This is a genomic window from Streptococcus sp. VTCC 12905, assembly GCF_049893385.1.
Lineage (GTDB): Bacteria > Bacillota > Bacilli > Lactobacillales > Streptococcaceae > Streptococcus > Streptococcus suis_AA.
The window spans coordinates 14,301-36,788 of sequence record NZ_JBMVJC010000010.1 but is presented as its reverse complement, the minus strand read 5'-3'; the positions used below and the strand labels follow the sequence as shown (position 1 = coordinate 36,788).

Genomic DNA, 22,488 nt, shown 5'->3' with positions numbered 1-22,488 from the left:
AGAGAAAGTCCGAACCTAGATACTAGGAAGTGAGGGAACACTCCTAGTCAGGTTGAGTTCTATCCTTTTCCAAAATCTCTTCGTTTCTTAAGTTCGTATGACAATTTCATGACAGAATCCTTTTCTAGATTACAGAGTGAAAACATTTTGTTAAAAGACTGGTTTTAACCTTGTTTTTTAGCTTTGATTTATATAAGATAGAACCATTAAATTGGAAAAGGAATGAAAAATGAAACGTAAGAAGTTATCAAAATCACAATATATGCGTCGCAAGAGAAAAACACCTGTTATGAAAGCCAATAAGAAGGTGCTTTACACATCATCATTGGCCCTTTCATTATTTGCTACTGGGATTACAGCTTCAAATGTTTTTGCATTGGATTGGACTCCCCGTAGTGTAAGTGAGATTAGCCAAGAAATCGAAGATAAAGGCGGAAAATTAACCTATACCGTAAAGTATGGTGATACCTTAAGTGCGATTGCCGAGGCTATGAATATTGATTTGGATATTTTAGCTCAGGTTAACCAAATTGCAGATGTGAATTTGATTTTCCCTGATACAGTTTTGACTACTACGGTTGATCAAAATCATCAAGTAACGCAAATTGAAATTCAGGCACCTGTACAAGAAGAAGCTGCTGAAAATACTGTGCAAGCAACAGTCGATATTGCAGCTAATGAAATTACAGTAAATGATACAGTTATCCCACTGGAGTCAACGGATGCGCCTAGTTCATCAGCTTCAATTACAGAAGTTTCAGTTGAAACTCCAGTAGAGGAAGCACCGGTCACAGAAGTCCCTGTAGAAACCCCAGTAGAGGAAGCACCAAACACAGAAGTCTCAGTTGAAACTCCAGTAGAGGAAGCACCGGTCACAGAAGTCCCTGTAGAAACCCCATTGGAAGAAACCCCGGTAGAAGAAGTTCCAGTTACAGAAGTCTCAGTTGAAACTCCAGTAGAGGAAGCACTAGTCACAGAAGTTCCAGCAGAAACTCCAGTAGAGGAAGCACCGATCGCAGACGTGAACTCTGTAGAGGCAGCCCCTGTGACTCCTACACCAGCCGCGTCAACTGCAACAACATTTGCTACGGTTTCAACAACTTCATCAAGTACTACTAGTTCATATGATGTTGGACTCCAACCTCAGGTTGCAGCATTTCGAGCTGAAGTAGCTAATGCCTATGGAATCACGTCATTTTCAGGTTACCGTGCGGGTGACACAGGGGATCATGGTAAAGGATTGGCAATTGACTTTATGGTTCCTCAAAGTTCGGCTTTGGGTGATCAGGTCGCTGCATATGCTGTGGCTAATGTAGCATCGAAAAATATTAGTTATATCATTTGGAAACAACGATTCTACTCACCCTATGCTAGTATTTATGGACCAGCATATACATGGAACTTAATGCCAGATCGTGGAGGTATTACGGAAAACCACTATGATCATGTTCATGTGTCCTTTAATCAGTAAAATTGCAATAGCAAAAGCCAAACTCAAAGCGAGCTTGGCTTTTTGAATGTAAGCAATTAGATTAATACTTTCAAGAAAAGTTGGTTTTATATTTTTTTGCAGAAAACAATCCTATCCCCAAAACTTAGTGTAGCCCTTCTTATCATACATATTAAAAAAATCATGTTTCGGAGGAGTTGCCAATCAACTTTTTGGTTTTACATTATTTTGAAGAGGTTATTGGTTGCTTCGTAGTTTGCTGCCTTGATATCGTTTGTGAAGATAGCCATAGGAGCAATGGAAATGTGGTTCTTGGCAACCGAGAAACCGATAATAAAGGTTCCATTCATGATAAAAATAGGCTGGTTCCATTTCAATTCTACTGTTAGATTTTGAAATTCTTTCTGAATCTGTTCAAAGATTGGTTCTAATTTGAATTTTAAGATGGGGTTCTTAAAATTGCTCAAAAAAATTGGAGCATGAGGCTTCCTCTTCTTCATTTCTATCATACTAAAACTAGAGAGGAGCATTGCCCCTCCTTAATCTTTTATCATCCCCAAATTGCTGTTGCTTGATAAGGTTTGAGGGTTATTGTTTTGCCTAGCTTACTATCAGGGTAATTGCTAATCAGGATATGTCCCTGTGCGTAGTTGTCTAGCAGTTCTATTTCAACCTCTTCCGGAAAGAAATTATTTAGGACAAGCAATTGTTCGCCATTTAACAAGCGCTCGAAGGCATAAACCTTGTTACTTTCATGATAGGCAGCTCGGTAATCACCTTCGGAAATGATAGGAAGTTTTTTTCTGAGTCGAATCAACTCTTGGTAGAAGGTGAAGATCGGGCCATTTTTTTCATTTTCAACGTTTATCGTTGGGTAGGATTTGCCAGCTTTTAGCCAAGGTGTAGCTGTTGAAAATCCGGCATTTTCGCTAGCATCCCATTGCATAGGTGTGCGAGAATTATCACGGGATTTTGCTTGAATAATTTTAAAGGCTTGTTCCGGACTCTTGCCTTGATCCAGAAGCATTTGGTAGGCATTGATAGATTCTACGTCAACATAATCATCCATACTATTGTAATCAGGGTCAATCATGCCGATTTCTTCTCCCATATAGATGTAAGGAGTTCCCCGAGAAAGATGGATGGATGCAGCTAACATCGTCGCTCCTTCATTGCGGAAGTTTTCTATATCCACAAAGCGATTGAGGGCGCGGGGTTGATCGTGATTGTTGTAGAAAAGTGCGTTCCAGCCATTTCCGACTGACATCTCTTCTCCCCAAGTGTGGAAGAGGCGTTTGAGTTCCTCAAAGTCAAAGTCCTTAATGGTCCACTTTTGACCATCTTTGTAATCCACTTTCAGGTGGTGGAAGTTGAAGGCCATGGACAACTCTTTACGCTCAGGTGCTGTATATAATATACAGTTGTCAATGGTAGTCGCTGACATTTCACCGACTGTGATAAACCCTTCTTCACTACCGAAGGTTGCATTGTTCATCATTTTGAGATAGTCGTGGGTGATGGGGCGGTCTGTGTAGGCTGGTTTTCCATCATCAATAGGACAGTCTTCTAAGACTTCGTCCTTTCCGATGACATTGATTACATCAAAGCGGAATCCTTTAACACCCTTATTTTTCCAGAAATTGACAACCTTGAATAGCTCTTCACGAACAGATGGATTCCGCCAATTAAGATCAGCTTGCGTTACATCATAAAGGTGTAGATAGTATTTCCCAGTTTCTCCGAAAGGAGCCCATGCACTTCCACCAAACTTGGAAACCCAGTCAGTGGGTTGGTCTCTCAAGATAAAGAAATCCTGGTAGTATTTGTCTCCAGCCAAGGCTTTTTGGAACCATTCGTGGTCTGTCGAGCAGTGGTTAAGGACCATGTCTAGCATGAATTCAATTCCTAATTTCTGACCAACGGCTACCATCTCTTCAAAGTCCTCCATTGTACCAAAATCAGGGTTTACTGCGGTATAGTCTGATATATCATAGCCGTTATCTCGTTGTGGACTTGGATAGAAAGGGTTGAGCCAAATCATATCAATGCCTAGCTCTTTTAGATAAGGAAGTTTTTCGATAATCCCCCGTAGATCCCCAACACCATTTCCAGTTGTATCCTTGTAAGATTTTGGGTAGATTTGATAAACTACTTTACGCTTGTCTATTGTCATTTCGCTCTCTCTTTCCTGTTTTTCTTGGTTGATAAGCAATGATAGGAGGTGCAAGCTATCTTGCGCCCTCCTAGAACATTAATTCTTTGTAATTGTCAGAATGGTCTTGCCTTGTGTGATTGTACGAGGAAGATTTCCGATAACTTGAGTGTCAAAATCAGTTTGATTTGTCACAATGATAGGTGTTTCAGCAACAAGACCAGCAGCCTTGATGACTGCGATGTCGAAATCAATTAGAAGGTCGCCAGCTTTTACTTTGTCACCTTGTTTGACATGGGCTGTAAAGCCTTTTCCTTCTAAACCAACAGTATCCATACCGATGTGCATCAGCAGTTCAATACCAGTTGAAGTTGTAATACCAATCGCGTGGAAAGTTGGGAAGAGTACAGAGACCTCCCCGTCTACAGGAGCGAAAAGCTTGCCTTCACTCGGGTCAATTACAATTCCTTTTCCCATCACACCAGATGAAAATACTGGATTAATAGCTTGTGATAAGTCTCTTGCTTCACCAGTTAGCGGACTAATAAGCTGGATTGATGTGTCAGCAACAGTCGAAGGAACAGAAGCAGCTTCTTGTGCAGCTTGCAGTTTTTCGTCTTCTGCTTTAGTTAAAATACCTGCTTTACGGAAGAAGAATGTTAATACAAATGGAATAGCAATCGCAACAGCCATTGCAAAAGTAAATGGTAACCAGTATTGTGCTTTAATAGCCAAAATACCTGGAAGTCCACCGACACCAATTGCGTTGGCAGTGATATTCAACGAAGTTGAAATGAGACCTGCTAAACCAGAACCAATCAAACCAGCCACGAATGGATATACATATTTAACGTTTACACCAAAGAGAGCAGGTTCAGTTACACCGAGGTAGGCAGAAATAGCTGCAGGAAGTGAAATTTGTGCTTCTTTTTCGTTGTGTCGGTTCATAAAATAGTATGCCAATACAGCAGAACCTTGTGCAATGTTAGAAAGAGCAATCATTGGCCATAAGCCAGTTCCCCCAGCATCAGCAATCAACTGAGTATCGATAGCATTTGTCATATGGTGGAGTCCAGTAATAACAAACGGAGCGTAAAGTGCACCAAAGATTGCACCAAATACAGCTTTAAATGGACCTGTTAAACCAGCCAAAACAACCGTTGATAAGGCTTGACCAAGTGTCCAACCAAGAGGGCCAAGGATTGTATGAGCTAGAATAATAGCAGGTATCAATGAAAGAAATGGAACAAAAATCATTGATACAACTTCTGGGATGCGTTTACGCCAGAAAATTTCTAGATAAGAGAGTGATAGACCCGCAAGCAAGGCTGGAATAACTTGAGCTTGGTAACCAATACGATTGATCGTGAAACTACCAAAATTCCATACCCAATCACTAGCAATCGTTGCAGCATCAGTACCTGGAACAGCGTAAGCATTGAGCAATTGTGGAGAAACCAAAGAGATACCCAGTACAATACCGAGAATTTGAGTTGTTCCCATTTTACGAGAAACAGACCAGGTAATTCCTACAGGTAAAAAGTGGAAGATTGCTTCACCTGGTAGCCATAAGAAATGGTTAACACCGTTCCAGAATGGAGATACCATAGTGATGGTGTTCCAGACGGGGTTTCCATCGGCATCAAATACCTTAACTCCATCAGCAACTTGTTGTCCTAACCATGGCATCCCAACCGCTTCAAGAACGTTACGGAAACCAAGGATAAGACCACCTACGATAATAGCTGGAATAATCGGTGTGAAAATTTCAGCTAGCATCGTCATGACACGTTGAATGGCATTTTGATTACTCTTAGCAGCTGTTTTAGCGGCTTCTTTAGATACACCTTCAATACCAGATACGGCGGTGAAGTCATTATAGAAAACCGGCACATCGTTGCCAATGATAACTTGGAATTGACCTGCGTTTGTAAATGTACCTTTTACGGTAGAAATGTTTTCAATTGTTTTAACGTCTGCTTTGCTTTCATCAGCTAAAACAAAACGCATACGAGTTGCACAGTGTGTTACTGCGGTGACATTTTCTTTTCCGCCAATGGCTTTCAAGAGTTCCTGGGCTTCATGTTGATATTTCCCCATTATTTTTCCTCCTCAGTGGCAAGATCTGCCACCACCTAAATTTTTCCAATATATAAATAATTGGTTAAATTATTTATATAAATTTACAATATTTGTACGGACAAATATATTTCAAAAATATTGTATACGATTCCATAAAACAATGCAAGCGTTTTTACTCATTTTTTTTAAAAATTTGTTATAATATTCTAGTTGTATGATAAAAAACAGACTAATGTTGGAGTAATAAAATGAAAAAATATCAAGAAATATATAATGATTTAAAAGAGAAAATACGAACAAATGTCTATCCTGCTGAGACTTCTTTACCAACTGAACAACAATTGCAAGAAATGTATCAAGTTAGCCGAGATACTGTTCGAAAAGCACTGGCTATTCTGACAGAACGCGGAATGATTCAAAAAGTTCAAGGAAGAGGTTCTCTAGTTTTAAAACAGGAACTATTGAATTTTCCTATTTCTGGCTTAACTTCGTATCAAGAATTGACGGATGCTTTGCAGTTGCAGTCAGATACAGCGGTTGTTGATTTGGAGCTCATTACAGTAAATAGTAATTTATCTCAATTAACAGGATTTGAACCATTTAGTAAAGTATGGAAAATTGTACGTACAAGGTCCATAGATGGAAAGGTTTCAGTAGTTGATACGGATTATCTCTCTTCAGATATTGTTCCGAAGATGGATAAAGAAATCGCAAAAGGTTCAATCTATCAATATTTAGAAAAAGAACTAAAATTGGATATATCCTATGCTCAAAAAGAAATTACGGTTGAACCAACCAGTTGGGAAGAACGTGAATTGATGAAGACTCAAGATGATTACTTGGTATTGATAAAATCAAGAGTTTTTCTAGGCGATACACGACAATTTCAATATACTGAAAGCAAGCATAAAATTGATAAATTCCGCTTTGTGGATTTTGCTCGTAGAAAGCATTCATTATAGTAAGAATTAGCCAAAAATAGGTTTTTACGTTATAATAGATGGAAGATGAGGGGAAATATGGCAAATTTAAATCGATATAAATTTACTTTTGGCGAAAAGCAACTGACTTTAACGACAGAGCATGATAATCTTTTTATGGAAGAAATTGAACGAGTTGTTCAAGAAAAATATCAAGCATTAAAAGAAAAAATGCCTACTGCGGATTCTGAAACTCTAGCCCTTTTATTGGCAATTAACGCACTATCTGTACAGCTGACACGCGAAATAGATTTTGAAAAGACCGAGGCTGAGTTGGCAAGCCTGAAAGCCAAGGATAAAGTTTCAAAAGAAAATGTGACCTTGGTTGATTTGGATGAACTTGAGGAAAAAGTATGATTACACTAGCAATCATTTTCATTCTAGTATGGAGTTTTTATATCGGATATAGCAGAGGTATAGTGTTACAAACTTTCTATGGTTTAGGAACTATTGTTTCATTAATGGTTGCATCTGCACATTTCATGAAGTTGGCACAATTTTTATACCTCTGGGTTCCGTTTGCAAATGCAACTCAAGGAAGTTATAACTATTTCTTTGATGAGAAGTATCTTTTTGACTTAGATAAGGTTTTTTATGCGGGGTTATCATTTTTGCTACTCTATGTAGCTGTTTATGCCTTGGTACGTTTTATAGGAATTTTTGTCCATCTTTTAGAAGGTTTTAATCCAGATACTCAGTTGAGCAATCTCATCAGTGGCATTGTAGCGGTTATGGTAACCTTTATTTCCCTGCAGATCGTGATGGTTCTATTGTCTAGTATTCCACTTGCAGTGGTGCAAGAGAAGCTTCATAGTAGTTTTTTTGCCAATTTCATGATTCAATACACACCATTCACTAGTAGTTTTTTTAAATCTCTCTGGTTGAGTAATATTACAGGGTAAGGGAGACCTTATCCTTTTTATCATCATTTATACTCTTCGAAAATCAAAAGCAGACGTTGTTGACTTGATTTGATGAGTGAGAGTGGGAAAGAACTCGACCAGTCTAAAAAGAGTTTGTCAACAAGTCTTTATTTCTAGTTGTTGAGCTGAAACAGTCTATCCCCAGACTTCAATTTATGTGAGCTGACTGCCGTCAGCTTATATTTCCCACTTTAAAAGGTCTCCCAGACCTTTTAAACTCCCGCCCCCGCATAGCTCCAAATATTCCCCAAGCCTTTGGAGCTAGTCTGATTTTGATTTTGATTTTAATTGAGTAATTGAGTATTAGTTGACTGTGAAAACTTTGATGTTAGAGTGGAAAAGACCATATAATCAGCTATTTTATCTTATATTGTTTTGATAATGAGATAAAATTAAGGAGAAGACTAAGTAGGAACATATGAATAATAAGATTATAGAAACCCTTGAATTTCACAAGGTAAGACAAAAAATTGAGCCCTATCTCTTGACGGAACAGGGCTTTGAAGAATTGCGACAGTTGGAACCCATGGTGGAAGTTCACCGTATCCAGCAGGCCTTTAACGAGTTGACAGACATAGCGCAGATTTTTGTAGAAAATCCCTATTTCAGTCTGGCTGCTACTAGTGACATCGGTCCAGCTATGCGTCGTTTGGAGCTAGATACCGATCTTAATATCACTGAGTTACTAGCAGTGAAAAAAATATTGGAAGTTTCTAAGTCTCTCTTGGATTTTTATGAAAATCTGGAAAATGTCAGTCTTACCCAGCTGGATAAACTCTTTGAAAAGATTGAGCTTTTTCCACACTTACAAGGCTCCCTCCAATCCATCAATGATGCGGGGTTTGTAGAGGATTTTGCTTCAGAAAAGCTGGGTCGTATTCGCAGAAAAATCCGTGAAACCGAAGACCAAGTTCGTCAGGTCATGCAGGATATTTTGAAGACTAAGGGGGACATGCTGTCCGATAGCATTTTGGCAAGCCGTAATGGACGCAATGTACTTCCTGTCAAAAATACCTATCGCAATAAAATTGCAGGGGTTGTCCATGACATTTCTGCTTCGGGTTCGACCGTTTATATTGAGCCGCAGGCAGTGGTGACCCTGAACGAAGAAATCAGTCATCTGCATGCAGAAGAACGCCATGAGCTCAATCGAATTTTGCAGGAAATGTCAGATATGCTTCGACCTCATAGTGGTATTCTCCGAAATAATGCTTGGATCATCGGTCATCTTGATTTTGTCCGTGCTAAACATGTCTTTGCGCGTGATCATCAAGCGATTGTACCAATCTTGTCAGAAAAACAAGACATAGCATTACTGAATGTTCGACATCCGCTCATTGCTGATCCTGTACCAAATGACCTGTATTTCGGTAGTCAGTTGACGGCTATCGTGATAACAGGTCCCAACACAGGTGGTAAGACCATCATGCTCAAAACCTTGGGATTGACTCATTTGATGGCTCAGTCTGGTTTGCCTATTTTGGCTGATAAGGGTAGTCGGGTAGCTATCTTCAAAGAAATTTTTGCGGATATTGGAGATGAACAGTCGATTGAGCAGAGTTTATCAACCTTCTCCAGTCACATGACCCACACGGTGGAGATTCTAAGAGCAGCTGATCAAGATTCTCTCATTCTATTTGACGAGTTGGGAGCTGGGACAGATCCGCAAGAGGGTGCGTCTTTGGCTATGGCCATCTTAGATGACCTTCGTTTGCGGGGGATCAAGACCATGGCAACCACCCACTATCCTGAGCTCAAGGCCTATGGGATAGAAACCTCTGGTATTGAAAATGCCAGCATGGAATTTGATACCAATAGCCTACGGCCAACTTATAAGTTTATGCAGGGTGTTCCTGGGCGGTCCAATGCCTTTGAAATAGCCCGTCGTTTGGGCTTGTCAGACAACATTATCCAGTCGGCTCAGTCTTGGACGGATACAGATAGTGATGTGAACCGAATTATTGAAAAATTGGAAAGCCAAACGGTTGAAAGCCGTCGTCGCCTAGACAAGATTCGTGATGTGGAGCAAGAAAACTACAAGATGAACCGGGCCCTTCGCAAGCTCTATGACGAACTCAATCGTGAGCGGGAAAATGAGCTCAACAAGGCACGCTTGGAAGCCAAGGAAATTGTAGATATGGCATTGGCAGAAAGCGAGGAGATTCTTAAAAATCTTCATGCTGCAGCCAGTCTTAAGCCCCACCAGATTATCGAAGCCAAGGCAGAGCTGAAAAAGTTGGTGCCTGAAGTGGTGGATCTATCTAAAAACAAGGTTCTGAAGAAAGCTAAAATTCAGCGGGAGGCCAAGGTGGGCGATGACATTATCGTTACAGCTTATGGACAACGTGGGACCCTGACCAATCAGCTTAAAGATGGACGTTGGGAAGCTCAGGTTGGCTTGATTAAGATGATCTTGGCCAAAGATGAGTTTGAGTTAGTCAAGGCGGAAAAGGCAGAGCAACCTAAGAAACGCCAGGTTCATACAGTTAAACGTGCCAATGTACGAGGACCAAAAGCCCGCTTAGATCTCCGTGGCAAACGCTACGAAGAGGCTATGATGGAGCTGGATGAATTTATCGACCAAGCCCTTCTCAACAATCTGGCACAAGTCGATATTGTTCACGGTATTGGTACTGGAGTTATCCGAGAGGGAGTGACTAAGTACCTTCGTCGAAACAAGCAAGTCAAGGAGTTCGGCTATGCCCCACAAAATGCAGGTGGATCAGGCTGTACTATTGTGACGTTTAAGTAAAAAATAAGGTATAGATGAATAATATCAGGTGATATAGTATTGCCCAAGTAATTGGGATATCTCAGTACTTCAACTGGAACTGATAAATAGTGGATTCCATTTAATTCTTTATGCAACTGCGGTCATGCTCAAGTTGACTATAAAGCTAAACAACTTATTTTTCTAAAAATATGATTCACTTTATCCTTTGTAGCAAAAATTCGCTTTCTATTTTCTTTTGGTGTACAATAATAGTACAAAAAAAGAAACGGAGAATTAATTGTATGGTTCAAGTTGTTACAGATGCAAACTTTGAAGTTGAAACACAAGAAGGCGTAGTCCTTGTTGACTTTTGGGCACCATGGTGTGGTCCTTGTCGTATGCAAGCACCAATCTTGGAACAATTAGATGGTGAAGTGGACGAAGACGAATTACGCATTTATAAAATGAATGTAGATGAAAATCCAAACACAGCTCGTCAGTTTGGTATCATGTCTATCCCAACACTTCTGTTCAAAAAAGATGGAAAAGTTGTAAAACAAGTTGCTGGTGTTCATACGAAGGAGCAAATCAAAGCGATTTTAGCTGAAATTGGCTAATTGAAAATGAAAGCAAGTAGTGGACTCAGATTCGCTGCTTGTTTTTTTCACAACTGAAAGCATGTTCAAAAAAACGGATTGTGAAGATTGACACAAGATATTATAATAACCTTATCTTTGTCAACTATTAGTTACTAACCATTAAATCTCTATCGTCAGTTCAAATCAGCAACTCAAGAGTTTCCAAATGTTACCATTTATTTTGACCAACCCTACGCATCCTTCTCTGAATTAGGATTGGAAAATACCTATCAAACCGTTTTTGAGGCCATTTAAAAAAGAGCTGCCCAATTTGCAGAGGCAGGTATTGTTGGCTATGGAGACAAGGTGGTTCTGTATAAGAGCCCAGCTTTCGACACCTATTTGTTAGCAGTAGCGGTAACGGCATTGGGTGCTGTTCCTGTTATGATTTCCTATCATTTGCCATCTTCGAATTTAGATGTGTTTGCGGAGCGATTGGAAAAGTCTTTCATTGTCTACGACCAAGAAACGGAAGAACGTGTAGCAGGAGTGACTCGAACTGACCTGGTAACAAAGGTATTTTTACCCCAAGTCCTAGTGCAAGAAACAGTTGCTTTTGAAGAAAATCTCCTGCCAGAAGATGTCATTCAATACATGACCCATACTTCGGGAACGACAGGTGTTCCAAAATTAATCTGCCACACAGCACAGACCATGGGCTGGCGAGTAGCTTGACAACAAACTATTTTTGAAAAGATGACGGAGAGAGGCTTGCTGGCCTTCCATATCTCCCCTGTACATTCACGCTATAATATCGGCGTGTCTTCGGCGATTGGGCTTGGATTCCCCCTCTATCCGCTTTCTTCTGCAAGAAAAGGGGCGCTTGCTCTTCATCGTCCAAGTGCTCTGGAAACCCATCCTAATAACTTTGTCCAATGGGCAAGAATGGCCAAGGAAAAACCAGAGGTCTTTAGTAGCATTCGTTATTACCATTCGACCTTTGATGCTATCAATATTGGTACGCTTCGCGCCTTCTTGGAGGCTTCTAAAGAGCAACATCCAGTCTTTATGCAGGTTTATGGTCAAAGTGAATTTGGTCCAATGATTTTACGTTACCATCGCTTGGAAAATATAGGAACAGTTAGTGGACGAGATATGGGGATTGGTCTGGAAGGTTACACAGAAGCACGCATCACAGACGCCCAAGGGAATCCTCTCCCAGCTGGAGAAAACGGCCATATCCAGTTTCTGTCAAAAGGCCGTGCTGTGACCTACTATAAAGGATATGCCCGCTTCCAAGATAATGTGTACGGTGCTTGGTGGGATAGTGGTGACTACGGCTGCATGACTCCAGAGGGTACACTTCTTCTAAAAGACCGTCAGGTTGACCTCATTGAGCATATCGACAGCAACCTTGCCTTGGAAGATGTATTGTTGGAAAAATTGGACTTTTTATCAGAAGTCGTGATTATCCGCGATGTCAATGGTGCACCGCAGCCGATTATCGCTCTGGCAGACGATGCTAAGATGAACTGGGAAGCTTGGTGGGCCATGGTTGCAGACCTACCACTATTGAAAGAACCCATCTTGATGGCTTATGACGTCATTCCAAGTACTGCGACTATGAAGGTTCAATGCCTCAAAATGGAAGCAGAAATGAAAGAAAAAAATCTGTAAGAGTGACGAAACCACGCTTGCAGATAAGAAGGAGTTTACATGAAAGAAATTTATCTAGCAGGCGGTTGTTTCTGGGGAATGGAAGGCTACTTTTCCCAGATCGATGGTATTCTTGACACCAGCGTTGGCTATGCCAATGGACAGGTGGAGACGACCAATTATCAACTCCTCAAACAAACAGACCACGCAGAGACGCTCTATCTAGCCTATGATGAGACTCGTATCAATTTGCGGGAAATTCTCCTCTACTATTTCCGTGTCATTGATCCCTTCTCTGTCAATCAGCAGGGACCTGACAAGGGGCGCCAGTATCGGACTGGTATCTATTATACAGATGAGGTTGATTTGCCGACCATCGAGCAGGTCATGACGGAGCAGTCCCAGCTCTTTGGTGGACGCCCCCTAGCCGTTGAAGTGGAGCCACTCGCGCATTACATCCCCGCCGAAGACTACCATCAGGATTATCTCAAGAAAAATCCCCAAGGGTACTGTCATATCGATCTTGGGCAGGCAAAAATCCCTCTGATTGATGTTGCAGACTACCAAAAGCCAGACCAGCAAGTCTTAAAAGACAGCTTGACCGACCTCCAGTATCAAGTCACTCAAGAAGCTGCGACGGAAAGACCCTTCGAAAATGAGTTTTGGAATAGTGAACAAGCTGGCATCTACGTCGATATTACGACTGGCGAACCGCTCTTTCTCTCGACGGACAAATTCGATTCAGGTTGCGGCTGGCCCTCCTTTACCAAACCAATCAGCAAAGAAGTTGCGACTTATTTCCAAGATAAGTCCCATGGCATGAACCGTATTGAAGTCCGTAGTCGGGCTGGTCATGCTCATTTAGGTCATGTCTTTGATGACGGACCGCGTGATAAAGGCGGTCTCCGTTACTGTATCAACTCAGCAGCCCTTCGTTTCATACCGAGAGAGGAAATGGAAGAAGCAGGATATGGACTATTTTTAGATATTCTTTCTTGATTTTTCTGAAAATTCACTTGATTTTTTCTTGAAATAGGATTAAAATATAGGCAAGATAAAACTGAATAACCGGTTGATAGTGAATAGGAAGGGTTGCTGACTGTTCACAGGACGGAACTCTGGAGAGACCATCATGGCACCGAAGGGGCAAGGTGGGGTTGCTGAATGGAAAAGTAATCCTACTCAAACTCTCAGGTAAAAGGACAGAGCGTATTAATATAGGGTTTTCCTATATTTTTCGCATTACATCTAGAGGTTGAATTGTTCAGCCTCTTTTTAGTTTTTCCAAAAGCTTTATCTAGACCTATTTTTTCGGAGGAATTATGTTAGAACTATTTAAGGCCACCAACAACTTTGTTTGGGGACCGCCACTTCTATTGCTTTTAGTAGGTACAGGTGTTTATTTCACCATTCGTTTAGGATTGTTTCAACTAAGTAAACTACCCACAGCTTTTCGTTTGATTTTCTCAAGTGATCAGTCTGGTCAAGGGGATGTGTCGAGTTTTGCGGCATTGTGTACGGCCCTTGCAGCGACTGTCGGGACAGGAAATATTGTCGGGGTGGCAACTGCTATTACTACAGGTGGTCCTGGAGCCCTTTTCTGGATGTGGGTTGCTGCATTCTTTGGTATGGCAACGAAGTATGCGGAAGGATTTTTAGCAATCAAGTACAGAACTAGGGATGCAGATGGTCATGCGGCAGGTGGACCAATGCATTATATCACCATTGGTATGGGACAGAAATGGAAACCCCTAGCAATCTTCTTTGCCATTTCTGGAGTTCTGGTGGCTCTTTTGGGGATTGGGACATTTTCACAGGTCAATTCAATTACTTCTTCATTAGAAGTAAGCCTTGGTTTATCGCCGCAGTTGATTAGTATCCTCTTGGCCATTCTAGTGGCTGTCATCATCTTTGGTGGTATCGAAACAATTTCCAAAGTATCAACCAAGGTTGTTCCGTTCATGGCCATTCTCTACATTTTAGCAACAATTGTGATTTTAATAACAAATGCAGATCAGTTGATTCCTGCGTTGAAGTTAGTAGTTAGTTCAGCACTGACTCCTTCTGCAGCTGTTGGTGGTTTTGCTGGGGCAACAGTAAAAGAAGCAATCCAGAGAGGAATTGCTCGTGGTGTATTTTCTAATGAATCTGGTTTAGGTTCTGCTCCCATTGCCGCTGCTGCAGCCAAATCAGACAATGCCGTTGAGCAAGGTTTGATTTCTATGACCGGTACTTTCATTGATACCATTATTATCTGTAGTTTAACAGGTTTATCTATTTTGGTGACTGGTCAGTGGACGGTGGAAGGACTTGAGGGTGCTCCGCTGACTCAGGCAGCATTTGCAACTGTTTTTGGTAATCCAGGGACAATTGCCTTGACTGTTAGCTTGGTTCTCTTTGCATTTACAACGATTCTGGGCTGGTCATATTATGGTGAGCGCTGTATTGAATTTCTTTTCGGAACAAAATCAATTTTACCCTATCGGTTGGTCTTCATACTAATGGTAGCTCTCGGTGGTTTCCTGAAGTTGGACTTGATTTGGACGATTGCAGATATTGTGAATGGTCTCATGGCCCTACCAAACTTAATAGCTTTACTAGCCTTATCACCAGTTATTATCAAGGAGACACGTTTGTATTTCCAAGCTACTCATCGAAAACCGTCATTTATTTTCAGTGAGTTATTTAATAAATTAATCAAAAAATCGAGCTAAGTCTCGGTTTTTTAATTATTCAAAAACATATATACGTATGTTAGAATGATGATTAGATCTCTGGAAACGGAAAGTGAGATACTAGGAAAGGCTAGTATTCTTTGGAAATCGTGGTAGGAGGGGAATGCGCGTGCCATTTCCTTCTATGAAAAAGTTGGCTTCCGATTTGATGATGTCAAAAAGATAGTTAATCTAGGTGCAGAACGTACAGAGTACCGCATGGTGTGGGGACGGATATCACAATTATTTCAACCAAGGTTTGATGGATTCTGTTAGGCCCATTCTCAAATATTTTTGACGTATTAAGTCAGCCACTCGGCTATCTTTTTGTTCTTTTAGGGTGTTTTCTGCTATAATTATCTCATGAATGATTTTATTACAAAGTACTTGTCTCAGTTTAATGTTGAGGCGATTGTGACTGCTAGCCTGAACAAGATTTTTTCTCTTATTTTACTGTTCATTACATTTTATATTCTGAAGAAAATCGCTAAAGCTTCAGTTAAAAAAGTGCTTGTACCGTCTCTAAAGATTTCAAACCGTGAGCAAGGACGACAAAAGACAATCAGTCGATTAGTGGAAAGCAGTTTAAACTATCTCCTTTATTTTATTCTGCTATACTGTGTACTCAGTATTCTAGGCTTACCTGTCTCAAGCTTGTTGGCAGGTGCTGGGATTGCAGGGGTTGCTGTTGGACTGGGAGCACAAGGATTTTTGTCAGACTTAGTCAATGGATTCTTCATCTTGATTGAACGACAGTTTGATGTAGGGGATGTTGTCAAGTTGACAAATGGACCAATTACTATTTCTGGTACGATTGTTAGCATGGGGATTCGGACAACGAAAGTGCGTGATGCAGATGGAACCCTACATTTTATTCCAAATCGTAATATTTTAGTTGTCAGCAATCAGTCGCGCGGGGAAATGCGTGCACAAATTGATATCCCATTGAAATTTAATACAGATCTAGAACAAGTTTACCGTATCATAGAGGAAGTCAATAATCGTGAGTTAAGCAAGTTTGAACAGATTACCAATGTCAGCATTTTAGGGCCGAAAACGACGGAAACAGGACAATTTGTTTTTCGTGTCAACTTATTTGTAACAAATGGTCAACAAACAGTAGTCTATCATCAATTTTTTGGTTTATACCAAGATGCACTAAGGCAAGCAGGTATCGAATTGCCATAAGAGAACCAAGCGTAAGCTGAAGAGGAGGAGAAGATTGAAAGACTTTGTTATTGAAGATGGACAAATGTACTATCGAAAGAAACCTTTATACCGGCAACCACTTTTTTGGACAACAATTGTTGGGTTGGTACTAACATTTGTACTAGGGTTTACATGTGTTGTTTTGACTTTAGGTCTCAATGTATCACAAAGTCGAGGGACAACCTATCCAGATTATTTAGACGAGACTTTGACATATAAAGAGTACCAGATAGGTGATAAAGTTAATTTTTCAGATGGTCTGGATGTAACAGTGATATCGATGGGAAAAGATGACAGCGTAAGCTTAGTGGATGATTATTATAGTTCAGCATACGTTGTTGAGATGGAGGTTGAGAATGCAACAGATGAAAGAGTGTATTTTGACGAATATTATTTCAACCTTATCGATCAAACGACTCAAATACCTTATACATTAGACTTAAGTACATATGATGTCAATTTGGTTGAAAAGTTAGAACCAGGTGAGAGAATAAATGTAAAACTCATTTATGGTGTAGATGACGAGTCAAGTTTTGGTCTCGTTTATGAAGAGGCCATGTGGACAGATTTGATTTCTGAAGGAATCTAATAGAAAAAATCCCGAATTGATTTTTGCAATTCGGGATTTCGCTTATAGTTATTTAATTGGTTGGAGGCTATCACAAATAAGCTGGAGATTATACCAAACCTTGAGCAATCATTGCATCTGCAATTTGTTCAAACGCAGCAATGTTAGCACCAGCAAGGTAGTCTTTACCAAGGTCGTATTTTTCTGCAGTTTCTTTAGCTGTGTTGAAGATGTTTGCCATGATGTCTTTAAGACGACCATCAACTTCTTCACGAGTCCATGACAAGCGAAGGCTGTTTTGGCTCATTTCAAGTGCTGATACGGCAACACCACCAGCGTTCGCAGCTTTAGCAAGCCCGTAAAGAACACCGTTTTCTTTGTAAACTTTGATTGCATCTAGGTCAGATGGCATGTTAGCACCTTCAGCTACACAGTAAACGCCATTTTTCACAAGGGCAGCAGCTTGCTCGCCGTTGATTTCATTTTGAGTTGCACATGGAAGAGCAATGTCTGCTTTGCCATCGTAGTTCCATACAGAACCTTCAAAGTATTTTGCAGTTGGTTTTTCAGCAGCATATTCAGTCAAACGAGCGCGGCGTTTTTCTTTAATGTCTACCAAGAGGTCGAAGTCGATACCAGTTTCGTCAATGATGTAACCATTTGAATCAGAAACTGAGATGACTTTTGCACCAAGTTCAGCAGCTTTTTGAACTGCGTATTGAGCAACGTTACCAGAACCTGAGATAAGAACGGTTTGATCTTTGAATGATTTGCCGTTTGCTGCCAACATATTGTCAGTGAAGTAAACTAAACCATAACCAGTTGCTTCTGGACGGATCAATGAACCACCAAAGCCAAGAGATTTACCAGTCAAGACACCGGCATCAAATTGACGTAGGCGTTTGTATTGACCAAACAAGTAACCAATTTCACGTCCACCAACACCGATATCACCAGCAGGTACATCAAGTGAAGGACCGATGTGTTTTTGCAATTCAGTCATGAAGCTTTGGCAGAAACGCATGATTTCAGCGTCAGTTTTTCCTTTAGGATCAAAGTCTGAACCACCTTTACCACCACCGATTGGAAGACCAGTCAAAACGTTTTTAAAGATTTGTTCAAAACCAAGGAATTTCAAGATAGATTGTGTAACAGTTGGGTGGAAACGAAGACCACCTTTGTATGGGCCTACAGATGAGTTAAACTGTACACGGTAGCCACGGTTAACTTGAACATTTCCATCTTTATCAGTCCATGGAACACGGAAGCTGATAACACGTTCTGGCTCAACGATACGAGCAAGAATGTTTTCTTCAATATATTCCGGATGTGCTTCAAAGACAGGCTCAAGGGTAGAGAAGAGCTCTTCTACAGCTTGAAGGAATTCTGTCTCGTGTGGATTACGAGCTTTAACAGCTTCGAATGACGCTTGGATGTATGCTTTTGCATTTGTCATGTGGATCACCTAATTTCTTTATTATTTATTAAATTGTCTGACAATTTAATTTATCTGAAAATTATTATAGCATTATGATTTTTAATTGTAAAGAAAAAATGTAAGAATTTTAAAAAAATTTAATAAATTTTTAAAAATCCGAACGTTAGTTGTAAATGAAGAAAATCCATTTCTTTCTTATGATATAATCAAGAGAGAATGACCTATATGGAGGATAATATGGTTTCAACAGCAACAAGTTTAGGTGGATTTCAGTTTGATAATTGCTTGATGAATGCAGCTGGTGTTTGGTGTATGACCAAGGAAGAGCTGAATGAAGTGAAACAGTCTGCAGCAGGAACGTTTGTTACAAAAACAGCAACCTTAGAATATCGTTCGGGAAATCCAGAACCTCGGTACCAGAATGTGCCACTTGGTTCAATTAATTCGATGGGCTTGCCGAATCAAGGCTTGGATTATTATTTGGATTATTTGTTGGAATTGCAGGAAACGGAACCAGAACGCACATTTGTTTTATCCTTAGTTGGAATGTCGCCAGATGAAACTCATCAGATTTTAAAAACAGTAGAGGCTAGTGACTTTAAAGGATTAACAGAACTAAACCTCTCTTGTCCCAATGTTCCCGGAAAACCACAAATTGCATATGATTTTGAAACGACGGAAGCCATTTTGCGCGAAGTATTCACGTATTTTACAAAACCGCTTGGTATAAAGTTGCCACCTTACTTTGATATTGTTCATTTTGATCAAGCAGCAACAATCTTTAATCAGTTTCCACTAGCCTTTGTCAATTGTGTCAATTCAATTGGTAACGGTCTCTACATTGAAGATGAATCAGTTGTTATCAAACCCAAAAATGGTTTTGGGGGTATTGGAGGAGAATATATCAAACCAACTGCCCTTGCCAATGTCCATGCCTTTTACCAACGGTTGAAACCTGAAATTCAGATTGTTGGAACAGGTGGTGTTCTGACGGGACGTGATGCTTTTGAGCATATTTTATGTGGTGCTAGTATGGTTCAAATTGGGACTACTCTTCATAAAGAAGGTCCTGTTGCTTTTGAACGAATCACAGCTGAATTGCAAGCCATCATGCTTGAAAAAGGCTATCACAGTATTGAAGACTTCCGAGGGAAGTTACAGCATTTAGATGATTAACATAATGACATAATTGAGAACGAAAAGAACTGGAAGTATACTCTTGTAGACAGTTTCAATAACTGATCTTAGTAAGCATACTGCCGGTTTTTGTTTTCTATTGTTGGAAACCAATTATCCCCATAAGAGGCCTAATAATAGGCTTGCCATCACAATGAGTGGAGCAGGTATTTTTTTATAAAGAAGAAAAGCCAGTGAGGCGAGGAAGACCAACCACATACTAAGCGAATCATTGAGTAGTGGCATTTGTTTGAAGGCAGTCCATGTAATGATCGCAGCAACGACAATTGAGACACCTTTTAGAAAATGTCGTACATAGTGCAAGTTGCGGTATTCTTGCCATAGTGGAGTTGCGAAAAAGACCAATAATGTCCCGGGCAGAAAGATCAGTGCTCCTCCAACCATACCTAGCAATAGAATAAGAAAAGGTGAGCCTGTTAATGAGCGTGAAGTAACAAATGCAGCAAAACTAAAAAGGGGTCCGGGAACAGCTTGATCTAATGTATAACCTGCTAAGAAGTCAATTTGGTTTAGGAAATGTTGTCCATTAACTAAATCTTGGATCATTAGAGGAATCATGACCTGACCACCACCAATGACGGAATAACCATAACGGTATATGGAAGAAAATAAGGAGATATTTCCACCCCAGAAAAAAGTTGCAGACTCAAAAGAAACAGCTAGTAAAAGGATGATTCCAACTAAAAACCACTTGGGCTTGCTATGCGTTGTTACTTGCTTCATTTCATCTCGGACCTTGAAAAGATTTGGAAGGATTCCTAAGAAACCACCGAATAGCAACAATGCAAGTACCATCCAGACAGACCAGGGAATAAAAAGAAAAGCCAAGCAACAAAAGAGAAGATACTCAAGCCCATCATTTTTGGAGTGAATAACCTTGCGGGTTAGTTGAATAGCAGCGTAAGTAATAAAGGCAATCGCTGTTGCAGGAAGAAAGGTCAGTAACGACTGCCATTGTTGATGATATGTCAACCAATCTAAAATAATTCCTAAAAGGCTCATCGTAAAGAGGGCTGGCATTATCCATATGCCAAGTGTTGTGAGAGCTATTACTGGACCACCTACACGGTATCCTATCGCAGTAATCGTTTGAGTACTAGAAGGTCCTGGGAGCAATGAAAATATGCCAATCAGTTCAGTCAATTCTTCCTGGCTAATGTACTTCTTTTTTTCAACCATTTCTTTACTGAAAACGCCATAATGGGCTTCTGGTCCCCCGTAAGATGCAAGAGTACAGATAACGACGGTTTTTATGAACTCACGTGTCTCAATAGCTTGTTTCATATCATTCTCCTGTAACAGTTCCTATTCTTTCAGTCTATCATACTTATTCACAAAATTCGAAACAATTTGATTGGAGCAACAACTGAATACAGTCCAGAACTTACTGAAACACTTATGTTGCTCCTTTTATATCCTTTTTAAGAGATAGATAGGATATGCTATGTTTCTATTGGTTGTTTTTTTATCGTCTGTGAACACTATTGTTTTAGATTTTTCGTTGAAAAAGTCGTATAATAAGTAAGTAAAGGACTTAATATGAGGAGGATTGATATGGGAAGAAGAACTAGCTATGGTCGCAGAAATAGACGAGCAGTATCACGGACAAGAGGACACTTTTTCTTCATTTGTGCATTAGCCGGAGTATTGTTGTCTATCATACTTTTAAATGAATATTTCACATCAGGAAAAAGTCAGCCGGCAGAAAAACAACAAACTGAGTCTAGTAAGGTCACGCCATCAAGTCATGCTTCAACAGTAGATACTGTTCGGATTATGGCCCATGGGGATTTACTGTATCATTTACCAATTCTTCGAGGGTCAGAGCAATTTGATGGGAGTTATGATTTTTCGGAGAATTTTACCTATGTCAAGCCCTGGATAGACCAGGCAGATTTTGCTATTGCAGATTTTGAAGGGACTATTTCGCCAGATTTTGATTTGGCGGGGTATCCACTTTTTAATGCCCCTAGCATCGTTGCCACCAATATTCATGATGCAGGCTATGACTTGGTGGACTTGGCTCACAATCATATCCTAGATTCTCATCTTTCAGGTCTGATTTCCACAGTTAATGCTTTCCAGCAAGCTGGGGTGGACACGGTTGGAGTCTTTTCCGACGGAAATCGGTCAACTGCTCCAGTCTATATTCGTGAGGTAAATGGTATTCGAATTGCAGTATTAGCCTATGCATATGGTTTCAATGGGATGGAGGCTTTGCTGAGTCAAGAGGAATATGATGCATATTTATCAGATTTCAATCAAGAAAAGATGCAAAAAGAGATTGAACAGGCTGAAAAAGAGGCGGACATTACCATTGTCATGCCCCAGACGGGTGTGGAATACCAGTTGCAACCAACGGAAGAACAGACGAGTCTATATCGGGAAATGGTAGACTGGGGAGCAGACATCATTTTTGGAGGACATCCTCATGTGGTTGAACCAGCTGAAATTATTGAGAAAGACGGCCAGAAAAAATTGATTATCTATTCTATGGGAAATTTTCTGTCTAATCAGCGTATAGAAACCATGGGAGATACCCCTAATGCCCAGTGGACTGAGAGAGGTGTTCTAATGGATGTGACCATTCAGAAAAAGGATGGTCAGACAAGTATTCAAGCAGCTCAAGCTCATCCCACCTGGGTTAGTCGTGTTTCAAAGGGTACTTATTCAACAGAAGGCTATGAACAATTCACTTATCAAACCTATATATTAGAAGATTGGATTGCTGGTGGGCAGTATTATGGACAATTGGACCCTGAGACACAGGCGCGTGTGGATACAGCCTATCAGGAAATGAAAGATTTTGTTAACTTAAACTGGTAAGG

At 40.4% G+C, this 22,488-nt stretch carries 17 protein-coding genes, 1 pseudogene and 1 riboswitch; of the genes and pseudogenes, 13 read left to right on the top strand and 5 right to left on the bottom strand.

Annotated features, from left to right (window positions below; translation table 11 throughout):
• Nucleotides 1–289 precede the first annotated feature (289 nt).
• Nucleotides 290–1,471, top strand: coding sequence for a LysM peptidoglycan-binding domain-containing protein (locus ACPC58_RS05165; protein ID WP_434065452.1), 1,182 nt, complete (start codon nt 290–292; stop codon nt 1,469–1,471).
• A 197-nt stretch (nt 1,472–1,668) separates the two neighbouring features.
• Here the strand turns inward: ACPC58_RS05165 and ACPC58_RS05160 are convergent, their stop codons facing one another.
• The 3 genes from ACPC58_RS05160 to treP form a co-directional block, all read right to left on the bottom strand.
• A complete protein-coding gene (locus ACPC58_RS05160) occupies nt 1,669–1,917 on the bottom strand; it encodes a hypothetical protein (RefSeq protein WP_434065441.1) in 249 nt (82 codons plus the stop codon).
• An 83-nt stretch (nt 1,918–2,000) separates the two neighbouring features.
• Entirely contained in the window at nt 2,001–3,623 is a 1,623-nt protein-coding gene (treC, locus tag ACPC58_RS05155; RefSeq protein WP_434065440.1) for an alpha,alpha-phosphotrehalase, read from the bottom strand.
• A 78-nt stretch (nt 3,624–3,701) separates the two neighbouring features.
• Nucleotides 3,702–5,702: a PTS system trehalose-specific EIIBC component gene (gene treP, locus ACPC58_RS05150; RefSeq protein ID WP_434065439.1), complete on the bottom strand. Its 2,001-nt coding sequence runs from the start codon at nt 5,700–5,702 to the stop codon at nt 3,702–3,704.
• A 230-nt stretch (nt 5,703–5,932) separates the two neighbouring features.
• Here treP and treR point away from each other — a divergent pair, with 230 nt between their 5' ends.
• The 10 genes and pseudogenes from treR (at nt 5,933) to ACPC58_RS05100 (ending at nt 17,046) form a co-directional block, all read left to right on the top strand.
• Entirely contained in the window at nt 5,933–6,646 is a 714-nt protein-coding gene (gene treR / locus ACPC58_RS05145; RefSeq protein WP_434065438.1) for a trehalose operon repressor, read from the top strand.
• 57 nt (nt 6,647–6,703) lie between these two features.
• The gene (locus ACPC58_RS05140) at nt 6,704–7,021 is read left to right on the top strand and encodes a hypothetical protein (protein ID WP_130554395.1); all 318 of its coding nucleotides are present in this window, start codon (nt 6,704–6,706) and stop codon (nt 7,019–7,021) included.
• The gene (locus ACPC58_RS05135) at nt 7,018–7,566 is read left to right on the top strand and encodes a CvpA family protein (protein ID WP_130554394.1); all 549 of its coding nucleotides are present in this window, start codon (nt 7,018–7,020) and stop codon (nt 7,564–7,566) included. Before ACPC58_RS05140 ends, ACPC58_RS05135 begins: the two co-directional genes overlap by 4 nt.
• A 439-nt stretch (nt 7,567–8,005) precedes the next feature.
• A complete protein-coding gene (locus tag ACPC58_RS05130) occupies nt 8,006–10,339 on the top strand; it encodes an endonuclease MutS2 (protein ID WP_434065437.1) in 2,334 nt (777 codons plus the stop codon).
• A gap of 263 nt (nt 10,340–10,602) precedes the next feature.
• A complete protein-coding gene (trxA, locus tag ACPC58_RS05125) occupies nt 10,603–10,917 on the top strand; it encodes a thioredoxin (RefSeq protein ID WP_130554392.1) in 315 nt (104 codons plus the stop codon).
• Between the two features lie 117 nt (nt 10,918–11,034).
• Nucleotides 11,035–12,555, top strand: a pseudogene (locus ACPC58_RS05120) (AMP-binding protein).
• Nucleotides 12,556–12,594: 39 nt separating this feature from the next.
• Nucleotides 12,595–13,533: a peptide-methionine (R)-S-oxide reductase MsrB gene (msrB, locus tag ACPC58_RS05115; RefSeq protein ID WP_171989545.1), complete on the top strand. Its 939-nt coding sequence runs from the start codon at nt 12,595–12,597 to the stop codon at nt 13,531–13,533.
• A 109-nt stretch (nt 13,534–13,642) separates the two neighbouring features.
• Nucleotides 13,643–13,750, top strand: a riboswitch (glycine riboswitch).
• 106 nt (nt 13,751–13,856) lie between these two features.
• Entirely contained in the window at nt 13,857–15,248 is a 1,392-nt protein-coding gene (locus tag ACPC58_RS05110) for an alanine/glycine:cation symporter family protein (protein ID WP_434065436.1), read from the top strand.
• 363 nt (nt 15,249–15,611) lie between these two features.
• Nucleotides 15,612–16,436, top strand: a complete 825-nt coding sequence (locus ACPC58_RS05105; protein WP_434065435.1) for a mechanosensitive ion channel family protein — start codon at nt 15,612–15,614, stop codon at nt 16,434–16,436.
• 34 nt (nt 16,437–16,470) lie between these two features.
• On the top strand, nt 16,471–17,046 hold the full coding sequence (locus ACPC58_RS05100) for a DUF4352 domain-containing protein (RefSeq protein ID WP_434065434.1): 576 nt from the start codon (nt 16,471–16,473) through the stop codon (nt 17,044–17,046).
• A gap of 88 nt (nt 17,047–17,134) precedes the next feature.
• Here the strand turns inward: ACPC58_RS05100 and gdhA are convergent, their stop codons facing one another.
• Complete coding sequence (gdhA, locus tag ACPC58_RS05095; protein ID WP_274504291.1) at nt 17,135–18,481, bottom strand: NADP-specific glutamate dehydrogenase; 1,347 nt, start codon at nt 18,479–18,481, stop codon at nt 17,135–17,137.
• A 219-nt stretch (nt 18,482–18,700) separates the two neighbouring features.
• Here gdhA and ACPC58_RS05090 point away from each other — a divergent pair, with 219 nt between their 5' ends.
• Nucleotides 18,701–19,639, top strand: a complete 939-nt coding sequence (locus tag ACPC58_RS05090) for a dihydroorotate oxidase (RefSeq protein WP_171989573.1) — start codon at nt 18,701–18,703, stop codon at nt 19,637–19,639.
• 114 nt (nt 19,640–19,753) lie between these two features.
• Here ACPC58_RS05090 and ACPC58_RS05085 read toward each other — a convergent pair whose 3' ends face one another.
• Nucleotides 19,754–20,944: a chromate transporter gene (locus ACPC58_RS05085; RefSeq protein WP_434065433.1), complete on the bottom strand. Its 1,191-nt coding sequence runs from the start codon at nt 20,942–20,944 to the stop codon at nt 19,754–19,756.
• 270 nt (nt 20,945–21,214) lie between these two features.
• Between ACPC58_RS05085 and ACPC58_RS05080 the strand changes: the two genes are divergently transcribed.
• Complete coding sequence (locus ACPC58_RS05080) at nt 21,215–22,486, top strand: CapA family protein (RefSeq protein WP_277837492.1); 1,272 nt, start codon at nt 21,215–21,217, stop codon at nt 22,484–22,486.
• Nucleotides 22,487–22,488 lie beyond the last annotated feature (2 nt).